Annotated in this window: 19 protein-coding genes; 5 read left to right on the top strand and 14 right to left on the bottom strand. The window is 69.3% G+C overall.

The annotated features are described in order from the left end of the window. Positions 1-15: 15 nt before the first annotated feature. A complete protein-coding gene (locus ABD736_RS00785) occupies positions 16-870 on the top strand; it encodes a ParA family protein (protein WP_344789835.1) in 855 nt (284 codons plus the stop codon). Positions 871-1,030: 160 nt separating this feature from the next. On the opposite strand, the gene ABD736_RS00780 is transcribed toward ABD736_RS00785, so the two are convergent. From ABD736_RS00780 to ABD736_RS00770, 3 genes are all read right to left on the bottom strand, one after another. Next, positions 1,031-1,582 carry a MerR family transcriptional regulator gene (locus ABD736_RS00780; protein WP_344778234.1) on the bottom strand — a complete coding sequence of 184 codons (552 nt, stop codon included), beginning with the start codon at positions 1,580-1,582 and terminating at the stop codon, positions 1,031-1,033. Positions 1,583-1,762: 180 nt separating this feature from the next. Further along, complete coding sequence (gene ftsR / locus ABD736_RS00775; protein WP_344789834.1) at positions 1,763-2,479, bottom strand: transcriptional regulator FtsR; 717 nt, start codon at positions 2,477-2,479, stop codon at positions 1,763-1,765. After that, complete coding sequence (locus ABD736_RS00770) at positions 2,479-2,955, bottom strand: FHA domain-containing protein (RefSeq protein WP_425554978.1); 477 nt, start codon at positions 2,953-2,955, stop codon at positions 2,479-2,481. The genes ftsR and ABD736_RS00770 overlap by 1 nt, the downstream gene beginning before the upstream one ends. Positions 2,956-3,032: 77 nt before the next feature. Here ABD736_RS00770 and ABD736_RS00765 point away from each other — a divergent pair, with 77 nt between their 5' ends. Beyond that, complete coding sequence (locus ABD736_RS00765) at positions 3,033-3,857, top strand: DUF1295 domain-containing protein (RefSeq protein WP_344789832.1); 825 nt, start codon at positions 3,033-3,035, stop codon at positions 3,855-3,857. Here ABD736_RS00765 and ABD736_RS00760 read toward each other — a convergent pair. After that, positions 3,801-4,316 carry a hypothetical protein gene (locus ABD736_RS00760; protein ID WP_344789831.1) on the bottom strand — a complete coding sequence of 172 codons (516 nt, stop codon included), beginning with the start codon at positions 4,314-4,316 and terminating at the stop codon, positions 3,801-3,803. The genes ABD736_RS00765 and ABD736_RS00760 overlap by 57 nt on opposite strands. 77 nt (positions 4,317-4,393) lie before the next feature. Here ABD736_RS00760 and ABD736_RS00755 point away from each other — a divergent pair, with 77 nt between their 5' ends. Further along, a complete protein-coding gene (locus ABD736_RS00755) occupies positions 4,394-4,882 on the top strand; it encodes a hypothetical protein (RefSeq protein WP_344789830.1) in 489 nt (162 codons plus the stop codon). Here ABD736_RS00755 and ABD736_RS00750 read toward each other — a convergent pair. Together ABD736_RS00750 and ABD736_RS00745 are read right to left on the bottom strand one after the other, a co-directional pair. Further along, complete coding sequence (locus ABD736_RS00750) at positions 4,865-5,401, bottom strand: NUDIX domain-containing protein (RefSeq protein WP_344789829.1); 537 nt, start codon at positions 5,399-5,401, stop codon at positions 4,865-4,867. The two genes, ABD736_RS00755 and ABD736_RS00750, sit on opposite strands and share 18 nt — an antisense overlap. A gap of 55 nt (positions 5,402-5,456) precedes the next feature. Then, the gene (locus ABD736_RS00745) at positions 5,457-6,335 is read right to left on the bottom strand and encodes an SDR family NAD(P)-dependent oxidoreductase (RefSeq protein WP_344789828.1); all 879 of its coding nucleotides are present in this window, start codon (positions 6,333-6,335) and stop codon (positions 5,457-5,459) included. Between the two features lie 59 nt (positions 6,336-6,394). On the opposite strand from ABD736_RS00745, the gene ABD736_RS00740 reads away from it, so the two are divergent. Next, on the top strand, positions 6,395-7,069 hold the full coding sequence (locus ABD736_RS00740; protein WP_344789827.1) for a TetR/AcrR family transcriptional regulator: 675 nt from the start codon (positions 6,395-6,397) through the stop codon (positions 7,067-7,069). A 29-nt stretch (positions 7,070-7,098) separates the two neighbouring features. Here the strand turns inward: ABD736_RS00740 and ABD736_RS00735 are convergent, their stop codons facing one another. Genes ABD736_RS00735 through ABD736_RS00725 form a run of 3 tightly spaced genes read right to left on the bottom strand, consistent with a single transcriptional unit; the run spans position 7,099 to position 9,386 of the window. After that, positions 7,099-8,016 carry a bifunctional methylenetetrahydrofolate dehydrogenase/methenyltetrahydrofolate cyclohydrolase gene (locus tag ABD736_RS00735; RefSeq protein ID WP_344789826.1) on the bottom strand — a complete coding sequence of 306 codons (918 nt, stop codon included), beginning with the start codon at positions 8,014-8,016 and terminating at the stop codon, positions 7,099-7,101. Continuing rightward, positions 8,013-8,594: a cyclodeaminase/cyclohydrolase family protein gene (locus tag ABD736_RS00730; protein ID WP_344789825.1), complete on the bottom strand. Its 582-nt coding sequence runs from the start codon at positions 8,592-8,594 to the stop codon at positions 8,013-8,015. The genes ABD736_RS00735 and ABD736_RS00730 overlap by 4 nt, the downstream gene beginning before the upstream one ends. 30 nt (positions 8,595-8,624) lie before the next feature. After that, positions 8,625-9,386 carry an SDR family NAD(P)-dependent oxidoreductase gene (locus ABD736_RS00725; RefSeq protein ID WP_344789824.1) on the bottom strand — a complete coding sequence of 254 codons (762 nt, stop codon included), beginning with the start codon at positions 9,384-9,386 and terminating at the stop codon, positions 8,625-8,627. A gap of 64 nt (positions 9,387-9,450) precedes the next feature. On the opposite strand from ABD736_RS00725, the gene ybaK reads away from it, so the two are divergent. After that, the gene (gene ybaK / locus ABD736_RS00720) at positions 9,451-9,948 is read left to right on the top strand and encodes a Cys-tRNA(Pro) deacylase (RefSeq protein WP_344789823.1); all 498 of its coding nucleotides are present in this window, start codon (positions 9,451-9,453) and stop codon (positions 9,946-9,948) included. Between the two features lie 39 nt (positions 9,949-9,987). Here ybaK and ABD736_RS00715 read toward each other — a convergent pair whose 3' ends face one another. The 5 genes from ABD736_RS00715 to ABD736_RS00695 all read right to left on the bottom strand — a co-directional run bounded on the left by ABD736_RS00715 (position 9,988) and on the right by ABD736_RS00695 (position 15,783). Next, positions 9,988-10,371, bottom strand: a complete 384-nt coding sequence (locus ABD736_RS00715; RefSeq protein ID WP_344789822.1) for an ArsR/SmtB family transcription factor — start codon at positions 10,369-10,371, stop codon at positions 9,988-9,990. Next, complete coding sequence (locus tag ABD736_RS00710; RefSeq protein ID WP_344789821.1) at positions 10,368-11,855, bottom strand: permease; 1,488 nt, start codon at positions 11,853-11,855, stop codon at positions 10,368-10,370. The genes ABD736_RS00715 and ABD736_RS00710 overlap by 4 nt, the downstream gene beginning before the upstream one ends. A 121-nt stretch (positions 11,856-11,976) precedes the next feature. Further along, positions 11,977-13,689, bottom strand: a complete 1,713-nt coding sequence (locus ABD736_RS00705) for an APC family permease (protein ID WP_344789820.1) — start codon at positions 13,687-13,689, stop codon at positions 11,977-11,979. A 116-nt stretch (positions 13,690-13,805) separates the two neighbouring features. After that, the gene (locus tag ABD736_RS00700) at positions 13,806-14,903 is read right to left on the bottom strand and encodes an aldo/keto reductase (RefSeq protein WP_344789819.1); all 1,098 of its coding nucleotides are present in this window, start codon (positions 14,901-14,903) and stop codon (positions 13,806-13,808) included. Between the two features lie 4 nt (positions 14,904-14,907). Further along, a complete protein-coding gene (locus ABD736_RS00695; protein WP_344789818.1) occupies positions 14,908-15,783 on the bottom strand; it encodes an LLM class F420-dependent oxidoreductase in 876 nt (291 codons plus the stop codon). Positions 15,784-15,818 lie beyond the last annotated feature (35 nt).

Here is a 15,818-nt window from a genome sequence, read left to right as displayed (position 1 = left end):
GGTAGGTTTCTAGGCGTGCACGTACTCAGCGTCAGTTCCCTCAAGGGCGGAGTCGGCAAGACCACCGTGACCCTCGGGCTCGCGTCGGCGGCCTTCGCCAAGGGTCTGCGCACCCTCGTGATCGACCTCGACCCGCAGTCCGATGTCTCGACCGGCATGGACATCTCGGTCGCCGGTCACCTCAACGTCGCAGACGTCCTGGCGAGCCCGAAAGAGAAGATCGTCCGCGCGGCGATCGCCCCGAGCGGCTGGACCCGCGGGCGCCCGGGCAAGGTCGACGTCATGATCGGCTCGCCTTCCGCCATCAACTTCGACGGACCGCACCCGTCCGTGAAGGATCTCTGGAAGCTCGAGGATGCGCTCGTGCACCTCGAGCACGAATATGACCTCACCCTGATCGACTGCGCGCCGTCGCTCAACGCCCTCACGCGCACCGCGTGGGCAGCCTCCGACCGCGTCGCGGTCGTGACGGAGCCCGGCCTGTTCTCTGTCGCCGCCGCCGACCGCGCGCTGCGCGCCGTCGAAGAGATCCGCCGCGGTCTCGCGCCGCGTCTGCAGCCGCTCGGCATCATCGTGAACCGCGCCCGCGTGCAGTCCCTCGAGCACCAGTTCCGCATCAAGGAGCTGCGCGACATGTTCGGCCCGCTGGTGCTCTCGCCGCAGCTGCCCGAGCGCACCTCGCTGCAGCAGGCTCAGGGCGCGGCGAAGCCGCTGCACGTCTGGCCGGGCGAATCGGCGCAAGAGATGGCGCACAACTTCGACCTGCTGCTCGAGCGCGTGCTGCGCACCGGCCGCATCGGCGAATACGCGCAAGAGGGCGCAGAGGTCGCGGTGCGCGGCTCGGACCGCCCCGACGTCGCCGAGGCGTAACCCCGCAGCCCGGGAAGCGGCACGTACTGTCGCCGCGCGACACCCGAGGTCATCGGGCGACACTCAATGTGGGAATCGCGCGCCAGAACGACACCTCTTGTCGCCGCACGAATACCCCCGAGGAGCGCCGAACCGGCGGCTCACGCAGCAGAAAGCGGCGCTACGAGACCTGCTTGCGCGCGGCGCGGCGCGCGGCGAGCTCGTCGGCAGGGTCGGCCGACTCGACCGGGTCGATCTCGACCAGGCTCGCCTCGACCTCGCGCAGCACGCGCCCGACGGCGATGCCGAACACGCCCTGGCCCTGGCTCACGAGGTCGATGACCTCGTCGTTCGAGGTGCACAGGTAGACCGAGGCACCGTCGCTCATGAGCGTCGTCTCGGCGAGATCGGTGACGCCGGACTCGCGCAGCTGGTTCACCGCGACGCGGATCTGCTGCAGGGAGATTCCAGTGTCGAGCAGGCGCTTCACGAGCTTGAGCACGAGGATGTCACGGAAGCCGTAGAGCCGCTGCGATCCCGACCCGGACGCCCCGCGAACCGTCGGCTCGACGAGCTCGGTGCGTGCCCAGTAGTCGAGCTGGCGGTAGCTGATGCCGGCCGCCTTGGCCGCGACCGTGCCCTTGTAGCCCACCTCGTCGGCCATGTCAGGCAGTCCGTCCGTGAAGAGGTACTGCAGATCGAGGCGACCTTCCGGGCCAGCGGCTTCGCTCATGCGCGTACCTTTCATCGCGGGTGGGGTGCCGTTTCGGACGGTTCCGGTGGGCACTGACTAAACGGTACTCAGCACCGGCGGGGCGGGCAATCACATCGGCCACCTGGGGCCCGGCGTGTCGCAACTTTGACCCTCAAGTTGAGGTTGAAGTCGCCCCGCGAGCGCCTCGAGCCGCCCTGATTACGGCGTCAGCCGGTCGAGACCGACCTGAAGCAGAGTACGTCGCACCGTGTCGAGCTGCCTGGCGATCTCCTGCGCGGTGTCAGCCGTCTTCGCACGGCCCGAGGCGTCGCGGCGCGCCGCGAGAGGCGCCACGGCACTCTCGATCAGCCCAAGCTCTCGCTCGACCGCGGCGCGCACGGTGCGCAGGTGGCGCGGCTCGATGCCGCGCTTCGCGAGCTCGACGAGCGCCGTCAGAACCTGCAGCGCGTCTTCACCGAAGACCTCCGAGGCCTGGATCAGGGACGCGCTGACCGCATCGGTCAAGAGCTGCGGCGTGGCGCCGGACTCGCGCAGCAGTTCGTCGCGCGTGAAGCGCCGTCCGGTCGAGAGCATGTTGGGGCGCGCCGGTCGGCCGGCACCGGCGGCGCCGACACCGCCCGGAAGCAGCGGGCTCAGCCCGGCGTCCAGCTCGGCGAGATGATCGCGGATCACCTTGAGCGGCAGGTAGTGGTCGCGCTGCATCGACAGCACGAGCTTGAGCCGCTCCACGTCGTCGGGCGAGAACTTGCGATAACCGGAGGGCGTGCGCGCGGGCGACACGAGCCCCTGCTCCTCGAGGAAGCGCAGCTTCGACGGGGTCAGCTCAGGGTGCTCCGGCGTGAGCTTCGCGAGCACCTGACCGATGCTCAGAAGAGCCGGCCCGGCGTCTTTCGCCTGGGCCGCCGATCGCGCCACTACTTCGTGCCCGAGTCGCTCTTACCCAGATCGGCCCGCGACGCGTAGAACGTGAAGCGGTACTTGCCGATCTGCACCTCGGCGCCGTCGACGAGCAGTGCGGATTCAATACGCACGCCGTCGTAGTAGGTGCCGTTGAGCGACCCGAGGTCGCGGACTTCGAACTGCGTGCCGTGCCGGGTGAACTCGGCGTGGCGGCGGGAAACGGTGACGTCGTCGAGGAAGACGTCTGCGTCAGGGTGACGACCGGCGACGGTCGTGTCTGCGTCGAGCAGGAAGCGCGCGCCGGTGTTCGGGCCGCGCCGCACGATCAGCAGCGCCGAGCCGGAGGGCAGCGCCTTGATGGCGTCGAGTTCGTCGGCGGTCACACCAGTGCCGTCGACGTTCATCGCCTGGGCGAATTCCTCACCGAAGCGCGCAGTCGTCGCTTCGTTGGCTCTCGCCGGTTCGCGCAGGGGGTTCTCGTCGGCCACCATCGTCCTCCTTCGTTCGACCAGCGTATCGGAAAGGTCACGGCGGGGAACCAGCCAAACACGACCTTACGATGAGGTTCGTGCTCCCTCTTCACGTGGATTTCTGGATTCTGATCGGCGTCTGCGCCCTCACGTGGATCCTGTCGCTGATCACCAGAGAGCATTCCTGGGTCGACCGGATCTGGTCGATCGTTCCGATCGCCTACGTCTGGGTGTTCGCCGCCGCGACCGGGCTCGCAGACCACCGGCTCGTGCTGATGGCGACCCTGGTCACGCTGTGGGGCATCCGGCTCACCTTCAACTTCGCACGCAAGGGCGGCTACGCACGCGGCGGCGAGGATTACCGCTGGGAGTACCTGCGGGCGCGGATGCCCAGGCCGCTGTTCGAGGTCTTCAATCTGCTCTTCATCGTCTGCTACCAGAACGTGCTGCTTCTGCTGATCTCCCTTCCCGCGTACACGGCGTGGAGGCATCCCCGCCCCCTCAATGCCTTTGACTGGCTGCTCACCGCCGCCTTCCTGGCCGCGCTGGTCGGCGAGACGGTCGCCGACCAACAGCAGTGGAACTTCCAGCAGTGGAAGAAGTCCGAGCGCGCCGCGGGGCGCGAGCCGCGCGTGCGCTTCCTGCAGACGGGACTGTTCGCCTATTCGCGCCACCCGAACTTCTTCTTCGAGCAGGCGCAGTGGTGGCTGCTGTTCCTGTTCGGCTGCGTCGCGGCAGGGTCGCTCTGGCAGTGGACGGTCATCGGCGCGGCGCTGCTGAGCGTGCTGTTCATCGGCTCGACGCGCATGACCGAGCAGATCTCGCGCGAGCGCTACCCCGAGTACGCCGAGTACCAGGCGCGCGTCTCAGCGCTCATTCCGTGGTTTCGACGGTCTCGGGAAGACCTCGCGCAGGTGGGCTGAGCCGAGGTACGCGCCGATGCCGAGCAGGATCAGGCTGAACACGATCTGCTCGGTGATCATCCACGCCGGGTAGAGGTGCGGAATCGCCGCCAGCACGAGGGTCACGACCGGGAAGATGCGCGTGAAGAGCAGCAGTCGCTGGTAGGCCCAGTACCAGCCGCGCGACGCGCGCCAGGTGAAGTAGAACAGCGTGGCCGTGATGCCGAGGACGACGACCGTGCGCATCCACACGGGCAGGGTGACGGATGCCCCACCCAGCGCGAGCCCCACGGCGATGCCGACCGCGGCGAGCCCCAGCAGCAACTCCACGCCGAGCAGCCACGCCACGCGCAGGAACGCCTGCCGGGTGCGAGGGTGCGCGACCGCCTCGGCCGGGGCGACCACGTCTGCGTGCCGGCCGCCCGCCACCCGATCGAGGAACCGGAAGGTCGGCTCGAGGCGGGTCAGAAGGGCGTTCATGGCTGGAATCGACCCTAACCGGCTCGCCTTGGTGGGTCTCTCGGCGATGTCCGAGCTTCGGGGTTAGCGTGGGGGCCATGTCGTGCATCCGGTTCAACACCCCCGCCCAGCGCGAGCAGATGCGCCGGCTGGCGCCGAGCCAGCTGACGCCCGAGGAAGTGGCTGAGCTGCACCCCGCTCCCCCGGTGACCGACAGCAAGATCCGCCGACTGCGGCTGCTCGCGACGAACCCGAACCCGAAGATCCGCGAGGCTGTCGCATCGTCGTACAACACCCCCGTCGACCTGTTCGAGACGCTCGCCCGCGACGACGACGCGGGCGTGCGCGCCTGCGTCGCGCGTAACGAGGCGACGCCGTGCGATGTGCTGCGCGCCCTGGTCGACGACCCCGACGAGCACGTGCGCGGATTCCTCGCGATCAACTACTACGTGCCGGAGGACGCCATGGAGCGCCTGCGTCACGACGCGAGCCCGACCGTCCGCTCCCTCGTGAAGTGGAAGACGGTGCTGGCGGCGGAGGCAGCTCTCGAGTCCGGGGCCGCGCGGGAGCTACAGGGTGCCCAGTAGCTCGCGGATGCGCGCGCGCAGCGCCGGCCAGGATGCCTCGAGCCCGGGGTGCAGGGGAAGCTGATCGACCTCGGCGACGGGCACCCAGCGCAACTCGATGCTCTCGGCGTCGCCGATCACGGGCGTGAAGGCATTCTCGATGTGACCGACGACGGTGGTGTAGCTCCACCAGCCGAGATCCCACACGGACTCGAAGTCGATCACGACCTGCTCGGCGGGGACGCCAGCCTCTTCCTGAGCCTCGCGGATGGCACCCTGAGCCGCACTCTCATCCTCGTGCCGAGCGCCGCCGGGGATTCCCCAGGTGCCGCCGAAGTGGCTGTAGTCGGCGCGGTGCTGCAGCAGCACGCCGACCTCGCGGTTCACGAGCAGCAGCCCGGCGGAGCCGAACTGGCCCCAGAACCTGCGCCCATCCGGTCCCTCCACCCAGCCGTCGCCGCTGCCGAGCGGGCGCCGCGGCAGCGGGTCGCTCGCGTCGGCGCGGGCCGAGAGGTTGAGCTCGGGGTCACGGTCAGTCACCCTTCTACTCTGTCACTCCCCCTCGGCCGCACGCCGCGTCACGCGTAGAACGGCGTCATACGGCCACGTCGGCCGGCTGCTCGGCCGGGTACGGCTCGGCGAAGTCCGCGGAGCGGCTGACCTGCCGCCACGCCTCGGCTTCGGCGAGCTGCCGCTTCGAGTACGCGATCGACATCTCGACCGCGTTCACCCCGACGAGCAGGTGGCTCGGCACGTTCTGTCGAGCGGCCGCACGCACGATGATCTCGGCGGCGCGCTTCGGGTCGCCTGCAGGGCGCGAACCGGTCTGGCGCATGCGGGAGTTCATGGCGCCGACGGTCTGCTGGTACTCGTCGGGGATGTCGTGCACCTGCATCGAGCTGCCCGCCCAGTCGGTCGCGAAGCCGCTCGGCTCGACGACCATGGTGCGGATGCCGAACGGCGCGGTCTCGACCGCGAGCACTCGCGTGAAGCCGTCGACGGCGAACTTCGCGGCCTGGTAGCTCGCGATGCCCGGCGAGCCGCCGACACGGCCGCCGACCGACGAGAACTGGATCACGAGCCCGCCGCCCTGAGCACGCAGCTGCGGGATCGCGGCCCGGGTCACGTTGAACACGCCCCAGAAATTCGTCTCGAACTGGGCGCGGAAGTCGGCCTCGTCCGAGGTCTCGATGGGAGCGACGTTCGCGTACCCGGCGTTGTTCACGACGACGTCGATGCGGCCGAAGCGCGCGACCGCCTCATCGATCGCGGTGCGTGCGGCGGAGGCATCCGTCACATCCAGCGCGACGGGCGCCACGCGCTCGCCATACGTCGCGACGAGGTCGTCGAGCTGCTGGGGCCTGCGCGCGGTAGCGACCACGCGGTGCCCCGCCTCGAGCGCCGCCTCGACGAGCGCGCGTCCGAAGCCGCGCGACGAGCCTGTAATGAACCAAACCTGCTGTTGAGTAGTCATGTGAGTTAGTACAACAGCGTTGCGTTATTTATTGCAACCGAGTTGCGTAAACTGCCAGCATGAGCGATATCGGATTCCAGCGCGCCCGCTCCGACGAGGCGAAACAGCAGCGCGAGCAGGCGATCCTCACGGCGGCGACGCGGCTCGGCGCCGACCGCGGCATCCGCACCGTCACGCTGACCGACATCGCCGCCGAGGTCGGCATGCACAAATCGGCGCTGCTGCGCTATTTCGAGACGCGCGAGCAGATCTTCCTGAAGCTCACGGCCGCAGGCTGGCGCGACTGGGGCGCGGCGCTGCGCGCGGCATTCGAGGGCATGACGGATGATTTCGACACGCACAATCCGGCATCCTCGCCTGCGCTGGTCGCGCAGGCGATCGCCGACTCGCTCGTGGCCCGCCCGATGTTCTGCGACCTGCTCGCCCAGGCACCGCTCAACCTCGAGCGCAATGTCTCGCTCGAGTCGGTGCGCGAGTTCAAGCTCGTGACCCTCGAGGAGGTCGAGGGCATCGGAGCCGAGCTCACCCGGCTGCTGGGCCTCACCGAGCAGCAACGTGTCGACGTCATCGCCACGGCGACCAGCATGGCCGGGGCGCTCTGGCAGATGGCGACGCCGGGGGCGGAGGTCGAGGCGCTGTATCGCAGCGACCCGAGGCTCGGGCACGCGATCGTCGAAGTCGGGCCGCGCCTGGTGCGGGTGCTCACCGCGCTGCTCCAGGGCATGCGGGGCTGACACCTGCAGTCAGGCCAGGTCGGCGCCGATCAGCGCCCGTGCACGGCGTCCAGCCGCACGAGGTTGCGCGTCGCCATGGCGATCGTGAGCGGTCCAACGCGTGGCACGAAAACGCTCGCGCGCTCGAGCACCGACTCGTCGAAGTTCGTGTGCTCTGCGACATCCACGCAGATCGCGCCGGTCTTGATCTCGTCGCCGCGCACGAGCTCGAAGCTCTTCGACGGCACGGCCGAGATGATCACGTCGGCCTCGGCGAGGGCGCCTGCCCGGTCGATGCCCGAATCGCGCACGTCGTGCGTGTGCCGCCCGATGGCCGGCTCGAAGGTCACCGCCCCGTCGATGTCGAGGGAGTGCACCCGCGCTCCGTCATTCGCGAGCATCGCCGCCAGGGGGCGGCCGACGAGATCGCTGCGATTGAACACGCACGCCGTGACGCCTTCGAGCGGGGCATCCCCCGACGTCCCCCGCATGCCCGCGTGCTGCAGCAGCTTCAGGATCGCGAGCGGCGTGCACGGCAGGATCGCGCGGGCGTAGTGATCGTCGTCGACGAAGCGCCGGTTCTCGTAGAGCAGGCGGCTCCAGAACGAGTGCAGGCCCTCGACGTCTTTGCGCGGGTCGACGAGCTCGCGCAGCCAGTGGTCACCTGCGCGGTCCATGAGTGGGTAGTAGAGGAAGATGCCGTCGATCGCCGGGTCCACGTTCGCCGCCGCGATCGCCGCCTCGACATCCGCGGGCGCCGTCAGTCGAACGTCGAGCTCGATGCCGACGGACTCGCAACCGCGTCGGGCGTAGCGGGCGTAGGTCGCCGCCGGCCCCTCTTCCTGGCCGAGCAGCCCGAGAATCCGCGGCGCGCGGCCGTGCTGCTGCGTGAGCCGCACGACGTCCTGGCGGACTTCATCGCGGTACTCCGCGGCGATCGGCGAGGGGTCGAGAATCCGAGCGGTCACAGGCCTGCCTCCACTGCCGCGGCCGCGGCGTCTCTGCGGGCTCTCAGCTGCGGCGCTGCCGCAGAGCCCAATCGGTCGAGTTGGTCGATGTTGATGTCGGCCGTGCGCACAGCCGCGCGGGCCGCGCCGATCACGATGTCTCGCCCGGCGAGCACGTCGCTGACCACGCCAGGCTTCACGAGCGGCTCGAGCTCGTGCGAGAGCGCGATGGCCGCCGCGAAGGTCTCCACGAGCGACAGCGGCCGCTCCGTCGCCGCGGTGCTGGTGCGCTCGATCTCGCGCGAGCGGGCCTCACGCTCTGCGTCATCGCCGCGCGGCAGGCGGTAGGCGCTCATCAGCTCACCGAAGTCGTGCACATCGCCGTCAGCGGCCGGAGCGATCTCGGCCTGCAGCTGCTCGAGCCGGGCCGCCTGTGCGTCGAGCGCCGCGTCACCGGTCACCGCCACCGCCATCTGGATCAGGCCGACGCCGAAGGCTCCCGTGATGGCGGCGATCGAGCCGCCGCCAGGCGTCGGGGCCGCCGACGCCGTGCTCGCCAACAGGTCACTCGCGGGCCTGGCCCACAGACTTTCGCTCACGCGATGTCAGCCTACCGAAGTGCGCAGGGCCTACTGCGCCGTCCAGCCACCGTCGACCGGCAGCACCGTCCCCGTCACGAGCCCCGCCGCCGGCGAGGCGAGGTACAGCACGGCAGCGGCGACGTCAGCGGTCGTCCCGAAACGCGCGGCCGGAATGCGGGCGAGGATGTCTGCCGCGATCTCGGGGTCGTCGAGGCGCTCCGCGGTCCCGGGCGTACGGATGTACGTCGGCGCCACCGAGTTGACCGTCACGCCGCGGTCGGCCCACTCGAGTGCGAGCACCTTCGTGAGCAGGTCGACACCGCCCTTGCTCGCCGAATACACGGCGTGGCGACGGATGCCCACGATTCCCGCCTGCGACGACAGGTTCACGACCCGGCCGTAGCCCGCCGCGAGCATGTGCCGAGCGACCGCCTGCGTGACGAAGAACAGGCCCTTGAGGTTGACGTCCATCATGGCGTCCCAGTCGTCTTCGCCGACGTCGACAGCGTCGTGGTTGAAGCCGAGGCCGGCGTTGTTGACGAGGATCGAGATCGGCCCGTTCGCGGCCACCTCTGCATCGATCGCGGCGCGCGTCGCCGAGACATCCGTCACGTCCAAGAGAAAGGGCGTGATGCGAGCGGATGCCCGCGCCAGCTCGGCCCCGTCCTCGAGGCGACGCACCCCGGCCAGCACCTCAGCGCCCGCTGCCGCGAGGGCGAGCGCCAGGTCGTGACCGATGCCGCGAGACGCGCCCGTCACGAGCGCCCGCTGGCCGGAGATGGAGAAGTCGGGCTGCACGAATCCGCTCACGCCGCCACGTTAGCGCGGCGCCACAGCCGTCACGGTGCCCGGCGACCGGAATACTGGTGACGCTATGGCCAAGAAGAGCTCAGGGGCGCCGACGACCGCCGCGACCGTCGTGCTGCAGCGCGCAGGCATCCGCTTCACCCCGCATTCGTACGCGCACGACCCGGCCGTCACCGATTTCGGCGCGGAAGCCGCACGCGAGCTCGGCATCGAGGCCGCGCGCATCTTCAAGACGCTGATGGTGACAACGGATGCCGGCGGCTTCGGCATCGGCATCGTGCCGGTCGACTCACTGCTCGATCTGAAGGCACTGGCAGCGGCGCTCGGGGGCAAGAAGGCCGAGCTCGCCGACCCCAAGGTCGCCGAGCGCAAGAGCGGCTACGTCGTGGGCGGCATCTCGCCGGTCGGGCAGAAGACACCGTTGCCGACGGTGCTCGACGAGTCGGCCGCCGGGTTCGAGACGATCCTCGTGTCGGGCGGCCGACGCGGGTTCGATCTCGAGTTGGCACCCGGCGATCTGCTCGCCGTCACGAAGGGAAGCTACGGGAGTATTCGGCGCGGGTGATCGTTTCGAGACGCGCGCTCCGCAGGCTCCGCGTGCTCCTCAACGATCGGATGCGGTGATCTTGATCAACTCGCGCAGGCAGTAGTGCAGCAGCGGCTCAGGGAAGTCGGGGGCGAGGCGGTTGTAGACGACGCGCCCTTCCTTGCGCGTCGCGACCAGCCCCGCCGCGCGCAGCAGGCGCAGGGCGTAGCCGGCGGCGTCTTCGCTGACGTCGAGCGCGAGCGCGAGGTCGCCGACGCAGAGCTCTTCGGTCTCGTCGAGGGCGAAGACGATGCGCAGCCGCAGCGGGTCCGCCATGACCGACAGCAGCCCGGCGAGCCGCGCCGTCTCGTCGGCACTCGGCACCGCGCCGCGCGCCTGCGCGACCGCCGCAGCGTCGATCGGATGCTGGTGACCCGATCCTTCGACAGACGTCGTGCTCATTGCGCCGTGAGGAACGCCTCGGGCTTCAGCTCGAACGCGGTGCGGCAACCGCGTGAGCAGAAGTAGTACGTCTCGCCCTCGTGCTCGAAGCTCGCGGCCGCCGTCTCAGGGCTGACCGTCATGCCGCACACGGGGTCGCGGTGCGTTCCGTTGGGGTCGTGCTGCATGGCGGGCGGCGTGCTGCCGGGCATCCCCAGGTTCTCACTCATGGTCTTCGATTCCCTTTCATCGAAATGCCGCGCGCAGCGGTCGGAGCAGAAGTAGAAGTCTTCGCCGTCGCGGCGGCGGTGCGCCGGCGCGTTGGCGATCTCGACCTGCATGCCGCAGATCGGGTCCTTGGCGTAGCGGCCCTCGGCGGCAGCCTCGCGGCGGCGGGCGCGATAGAGCCCGTACATGACGGCGAACAGCGCGAGCGCGGCCAGGTTGAGCCAGGTCGTATGGTTCCAGGCGAAGCCGTGGTCGGCCATCGCGCGAATGGGCGCGGGCTCAGGAATCCGGGCCCAGCGGAACAGGTACTCGACCGCGAGACCTGCGGCGCTCATCGTCGCCCAGAACACGACCAGGATGCGCGCGGTGACGCGCAGCCCGAAGTATCCCCGGTAGATCGCGAGCAAGGGCAGTGCAATGAGGTCGGCGAAGACGAACGCGACGACACCGCCGAAGCTCGCTCCCCCATGCCACAGCGTCGCGGCGAGCGGCACATTGCCGACCGAGCAGACGAAGCTGATGATCGCGAGGAACGGGCCGACGATCACGTTCTCGAGACTCGACCAGAAGCCGTGGCCGGTGAGGAACAGCGACTGCCACACGGCGGTCGGCACCAGCACGGCGATGAAGCCGGCGACGAGGAATCCGATCACCAGTTCTTTGCGGATCATCGTCAGGTCGCTGATCATGTAGCCGGCCGCGTCGCCCCAGCCCGCGCGGGTGCGCAGGCGCTCGCGCAGGGGCGCTGCGCCGCCGGCGCCGGACGCGTCGTGGTGGTGCGCGTGACCGCCGTGGCCGCCCGACGGCCCGCTCTCGGAGCGCTCGAGATGCTCACGCGCTTCCTGCGCCGTGCGGCCGCCGAGCACCCGCGGGCCGATGATGCCGAGCAGCGCGATCATGATGGCGCCGCCGACGAGCTCGGCGAGGGCGAACTGCCAGCCGAGCAGCAGCCAGAGCACGAGGCCGAGCTCGATGACGAGGTTGGTGCTCGCGATCATGAACACGAGGGAGGTCGTGAAGTCGGCGCCGCGTCGGAAGAGCGTCTTCGCGAGGGCGCTGGCCGCATACGAGCACGACGAGCTCACCATGCCCCAGAATGTCGCCTTCGCGATTGTCGCCGGGCGGTGGTCGCCGAACATGCGCTGCATGTGCTCGCGCGTCACGAAGGCCTGCACCGCGCCCGAGAGCGCGAACCCGAGGAACAGCGCCCAGAGCGTCTGCCAGAACATCGACAGCGCATCGAGGAGCCCGTCGCCCAGCATCCGGATGATCGTCATTGGGTCCACAATATCTGCAAAACCGTACGGATATCCAGATATTCCCGATTCCTGGCGATCGGATGCCCGGCAACAGAACAGGGCGCGGGATTCCTCCCGCGCCCTGCCCTCGTGAAGCGAATCAGCCGGCGATCGGCTCGCCCAGCTCGGCGCTCTCCTGCTCGGCATGCGCCGCGGTCTCCTCTGCCATCAGCAGGATGCCGTCGGTGTCGACCGAGGTGTTGACGGCCCAGAAGTAGATGATCAGGCTGAACGCCGCCGTGACCGCCATGTCCCACCCGAACGGCAGCCAGTCGGGGCCGGCGATCGTGCCGTTCGCATCCTGGTTCCAGTCGGAGAGGAAGACGATCAGGCCGAGGCCGATCAGGTACGGGAAGAGCCACTGCGCGGACTTCCAGTTGAAGTGCACCGGCGTCGGGTTCAGCTTGAAGACGCGCGTCACGACGATGATCGCGAGGCCGATCAGGATGCAGATGCCGAGCTTGTAGTCGGTGATCCAGCCGGTCCAGAGGATGATCCAGTTCGCGACGACGAAGGCGATCGGCGCCAGGATCGCGCCGCCGGGCAGGCGGAACGGACGGTCGGCGAGCGGGATGCGCTTGCGGAACGCGCCGAAGGCGAGGGGCGCGCCCGCATACATCAGCACGGAGGCGCTCGTGATCAGGCTGACCAGCTGCTGCCAGCTCGGGAACGGCAGGAAGCAGACGCAGCCGAACACCCACGCGATGATGAGGCCGAACCACGGAACGCCGCGCTTGTTGACCGACTGGAACAGCCGCGGGAAGTAGCCGTTCTTCGACAGTCCGTAGGACACGCGGCTCGTGGCGGTGAAGTAGATGAGACCGGTGCCACCGGGCGAGATGACCGCGTCGACGTAGAGCACGACCGCGAGCCAGCCGACGCCGACGGCGGTGGCGAGCAGCGCGAACGGACCGGAGGCGTACTGCGCCGCGGTCTTCGCCCAGGTGCCCAGCAGGTGGTCCCCCGGAATCGAGGCGATGAAGACGACCTGCAGCGCGAGATAGATGACGAGACCGATGAGGACAGAGCCGATGACGGCGCGCGGGATGTCTCGCTTGGGGTTCGCCGACTCGCCGGCGAGCTGGTCCGCCTGCTCGAAGCCGAGCAGTGCGAACACGATGCCGGCCGTCGGCAGCGCGCTCAGGACGCCCTTGAGGCCGCCGGGCGCGAAGCTCTCGCCCGCGCTGAAGTTGCTGCCGTGGAAGTTGATGATCGCGAGCACGAAGATCGCGAGCACGGGAACGCCGATCTTCCACCAGGTGGCGGCGCTGTTGGTGCGGGCGAGGGCGCGGATGGACAGGAAGTTGATCGCGGTGAAGATCGCCATGATGATGAGCGCCGAGATGACGCCGGTGGCCGTCAGCGTCTCGAGCTTCGTCTGCGGGTCGGTGACCTGCAGGTGAGCGCCGAAGCTCCAGTGCTCGGTCTGCGCGAGCGATTGCCAATAGCCGAGCATCGCCATCACCTCGATCGGGGCGACGGTCACGGCCTGCAGCCACGAGAACCAGCCGAAGGCGCCACCCGCGATGCCGCCGAAGGCGAGGTGCGGGAAGCGCGCAGTCCCGCCGGCGATCGGGTACATGCCGCCCAGCTCGGCGTGCACGAGCGCGAGGATCAGGATGGCGATCGCGCCGATGATCCACGACCAGATGACTGCGGGCCCCGCAGCCGCGAGGCCCTTCTGGGCGCCGTACAGCCAGCCCGAGCCGATGATCGAACCGGCCGAGGCCCACATGAGGCCGATGAAGCCGATCTGCCGTTTGAGGCCCGTATCAGGCAACGGCATCTTCTGCGTCTGCGTGTTGGTCGTCATGGAGCTTCTCCTCGCGGGGGGACGTCAGTGTCCCCTGTCTGGGTTACGCCCGCAACTTTTTCAGATCATTGACGGTCGGTCAATTCCGCGCATCAGCCGCACCATCGCTCGCGGCATCAGCCCACGTCGCTCGAGCGCTGCCAGATGTTGATGCCCGCGTCGACCGCGTGCTCATCGATCGCGGCGAGCTCAGCCTCGGTGAAGTCGAGCCGGCCGAGCGCCGCCAGGTTGTCCTCGAGCTGGGCGACGCTCGAGGCGCCGATCAGCGCCGAGGTCACGCGCTCGTCGCGCAGCACCCACGCGATGGCGAGCTGCGCAAGGCTCTGGCCGCGAGCCTCGGCGATGCCGTTCAGGGCGCGCACGCGCCCGAGGACCTCGTCGTTCAGGAATCCCTCGCGCCACGACGGCGCCTTGGTCGCGCGCGAACCCTCTGGTACGCCGTTCAGGTACTTGCTCGTGAGCAGTCCCTGCGCGAGCGGGCTGAACGCGATTAGGCCGAGGCCCAGCTCGCCGACCACGTCGAGCAGGCTCTCGCCGCCGGCGTCGCCGTCGCCGTCGCGGTCGCCGTCGCCGGCACCGGCATCCTCACCGGAACCCGAGCCCTCGATCCACCGGTTGAACATCGAGTAGCTCGGCTGGTGGATGAGCGCAGGCGTGCCGAGTTCGCGCAGGATCGCCACCGCCTCGCGCGTGCGCGTCGGCGAATAGCTCGAGATGCCCGCGTACAGCGCCTTGCCGCTGCGCACCGCCTGGTCGAGCGCGCCCATCGTCTCTTCGAGGGGTGTGTCGGGGTCTGCGCGGTGCGAGTAGAAGATGTCGACGTAGTCCAGGCCCATGCGCGCAAGCGACGCATCGAGGCTCGACAGCAGGTACTTCCGGCTTCCCCACTCGCCGTACGGGCCGTCGAACATCTTGTAGCCGGCCTTGGTCGAGATGATCAGCTCGTCGCGGTACGGCCGGAAGTCCTCGGCGAACAGGCGGCCGAAGTTGGTCTCCGCGCTGCCGGCGGGCGGCCCGTAGTTGTTCGCCAGGTCGAAGTGGGTCACCCCGAGGTCGAATGCCCGCCGCAGGATCGCGCGCTGGGTGTCGAGCGGCGTGGTGTCGCCGAAGTTCTGCCACAGGCCGAGCGAGACGGCGGGCAGCTTGAGCCCGCTGCGCCCGACGCGGCGGTAGGGGATCGACTGGTAGCGGTCTTCTGCAGCTGAATACGGCACGGTCTCAGCCTTGCACGCCCGCGTCGCGGGGCAGCCCCAGCGCACGTGCGAGCTGCGTGTAGCCGGCCGCCACGTCGTCATCGGATGCCTGCACCAGCTGCACCGCGACGTGGTCGGCCCCTGCGCGCAGGTGTGCGCTGAGCCGCGCTTCGATGGCCGCGTCGTCTCCGTAGACCACCAGGTCGTCGATGAGCCGGTCGCTGCCCGGGCTCTCGACGTCTTCGTCGCCGTAGCCGAGGCGCTTCAGGTTGTTCACGTAGTTGCGCAGGCCGAGGTACGGCCGGTCGACGCTCGGGCGGCCGAGCTCGCGCGCGGCCTCTGCGTCTTGGCGCAGCACGACCCGCTGCTCGGTCGCGAGCAGCTTCCCCGCCCCGAGAATCGCCCGGGCGCCCTCGTTGAACGACGGCGTCACGAGATAGGGGTGGGCGCCCGCCGAACGGTCGCGAGCGAGCTCGAGCATGCGGGGGCCGAGCGCGGCGAGCACGCGGCGCTCCAGCGGCACCCCCTCTTCGTCGAGCACGTCGAGGTACTCGACCATGGCGGCATACGGCTTCAGCGCCTGATCGCCCTGACCCTCGGGGTGACCGGCGCCGATTCCGACGATCAGACGGCCCGGGTGCGCGGCCTCGACGCGGTGGTACGCCGCCGCCAGCTCGCGCGCGTCCGCCGTCCATATGTTGGAGATGCCCGTGGCGACCGTGATGTCGCTCGTGTTCGCGATGATCGCCTCGACCAGCTTGAGATCGGCCGGCTGGCCACCGAGCCAGAGCGCGCCGAAGCCGAGGTTCTCGAGGTGGTAGGCGAGCTCGGGCGTCGGGTTGGCGCGGGCGCCGATCCAGATGCCGAAGCGGCCGACTTCAGGGGTTCGCGAATCGCTCATGTCTCCCTCGTTCCCCGTTCAGGGGCTTCGATCAC

The organism is Gryllotalpicola daejeonensis (assembly GCF_039538145.1).
Lineage (GTDB): Bacteria > Actinomycetota > Actinomycetes > Actinomycetales > Microbacteriaceae > Gryllotalpicola > Gryllotalpicola daejeonensis.
The sequence above is the reverse complement of the archived record's forward strand: the minus strand, read 5'-3'. Positions and strand labels throughout refer to the sequence as shown.

Coding starts and splice junctions, on each gene's coding strand:
- ABD736_RS00780 (WP_344778234.1), bottom strand. CDS start 1,582: ATGAGCGAAGCCGCTGGCCCGGAAGGTCGCCTCGATCTGCAGTACCTC.
- ABD736_RS00770 (WP_425554978.1), bottom strand. CDS start 2,955: ATGGTGGCCGACGAGAACCCCCTGCGCGAACCGGCGAGAGCCAACGAA.
- ABD736_RS00760 (WP_344789831.1), bottom strand. CDS start 4,316: ATGAACGCCCTTCTGACCCGCCTCGAGCCGACCTTCCGGTTCCTCGAT.
- ABD736_RS00755 (WP_344789830.1), top strand. CDS start 4,394: ATGTCGTGCATCCGGTTCAACACCCCCGCCCAGCGCGAGCAGATGCGC.
- ABD736_RS00745 (WP_344789828.1), bottom strand. CDS start 6,335: ATGACTACTCAACAGCAGGTTTGGTTCATTACAGGCTCGTCGCGCGGC.
- ABD736_RS00740 (WP_344789827.1), top strand. CDS start 6,395: ATGAGCGATATCGGATTCCAGCGCGCCCGCTCCGACGAGGCGAAACAG.
- ybaK (WP_344789823.1), top strand. CDS start 9,451: ATGGCCAAGAAGAGCTCAGGGGCGCCGACGACCGCCGCGACCGTCGTG.
- ABD736_RS00715 (WP_344789822.1), bottom strand. CDS start 10,371: ATGAGCACGACGTCTGTCGAAGGATCGGGTCACCAGCATCCGATCGAC.
- ABD736_RS00710 (WP_344789821.1), bottom strand. CDS start 11,855: ATGACGATCATCCGGATGCTGGGCGACGGGCTCCTCGATGCGCTGTCG.
- ABD736_RS00705 (WP_344789820.1), bottom strand. CDS start 13,689: ATGACGACCAACACGCAGACGCAGAAGATGCCGTTGCCTGATACGGGC.
- ABD736_RS00695 (WP_344789818.1), bottom strand. CDS start 15,783: ATGAGCGATTCGCGAACCCCTGAAGTCGGCCGCTTCGGCATCTGGATC.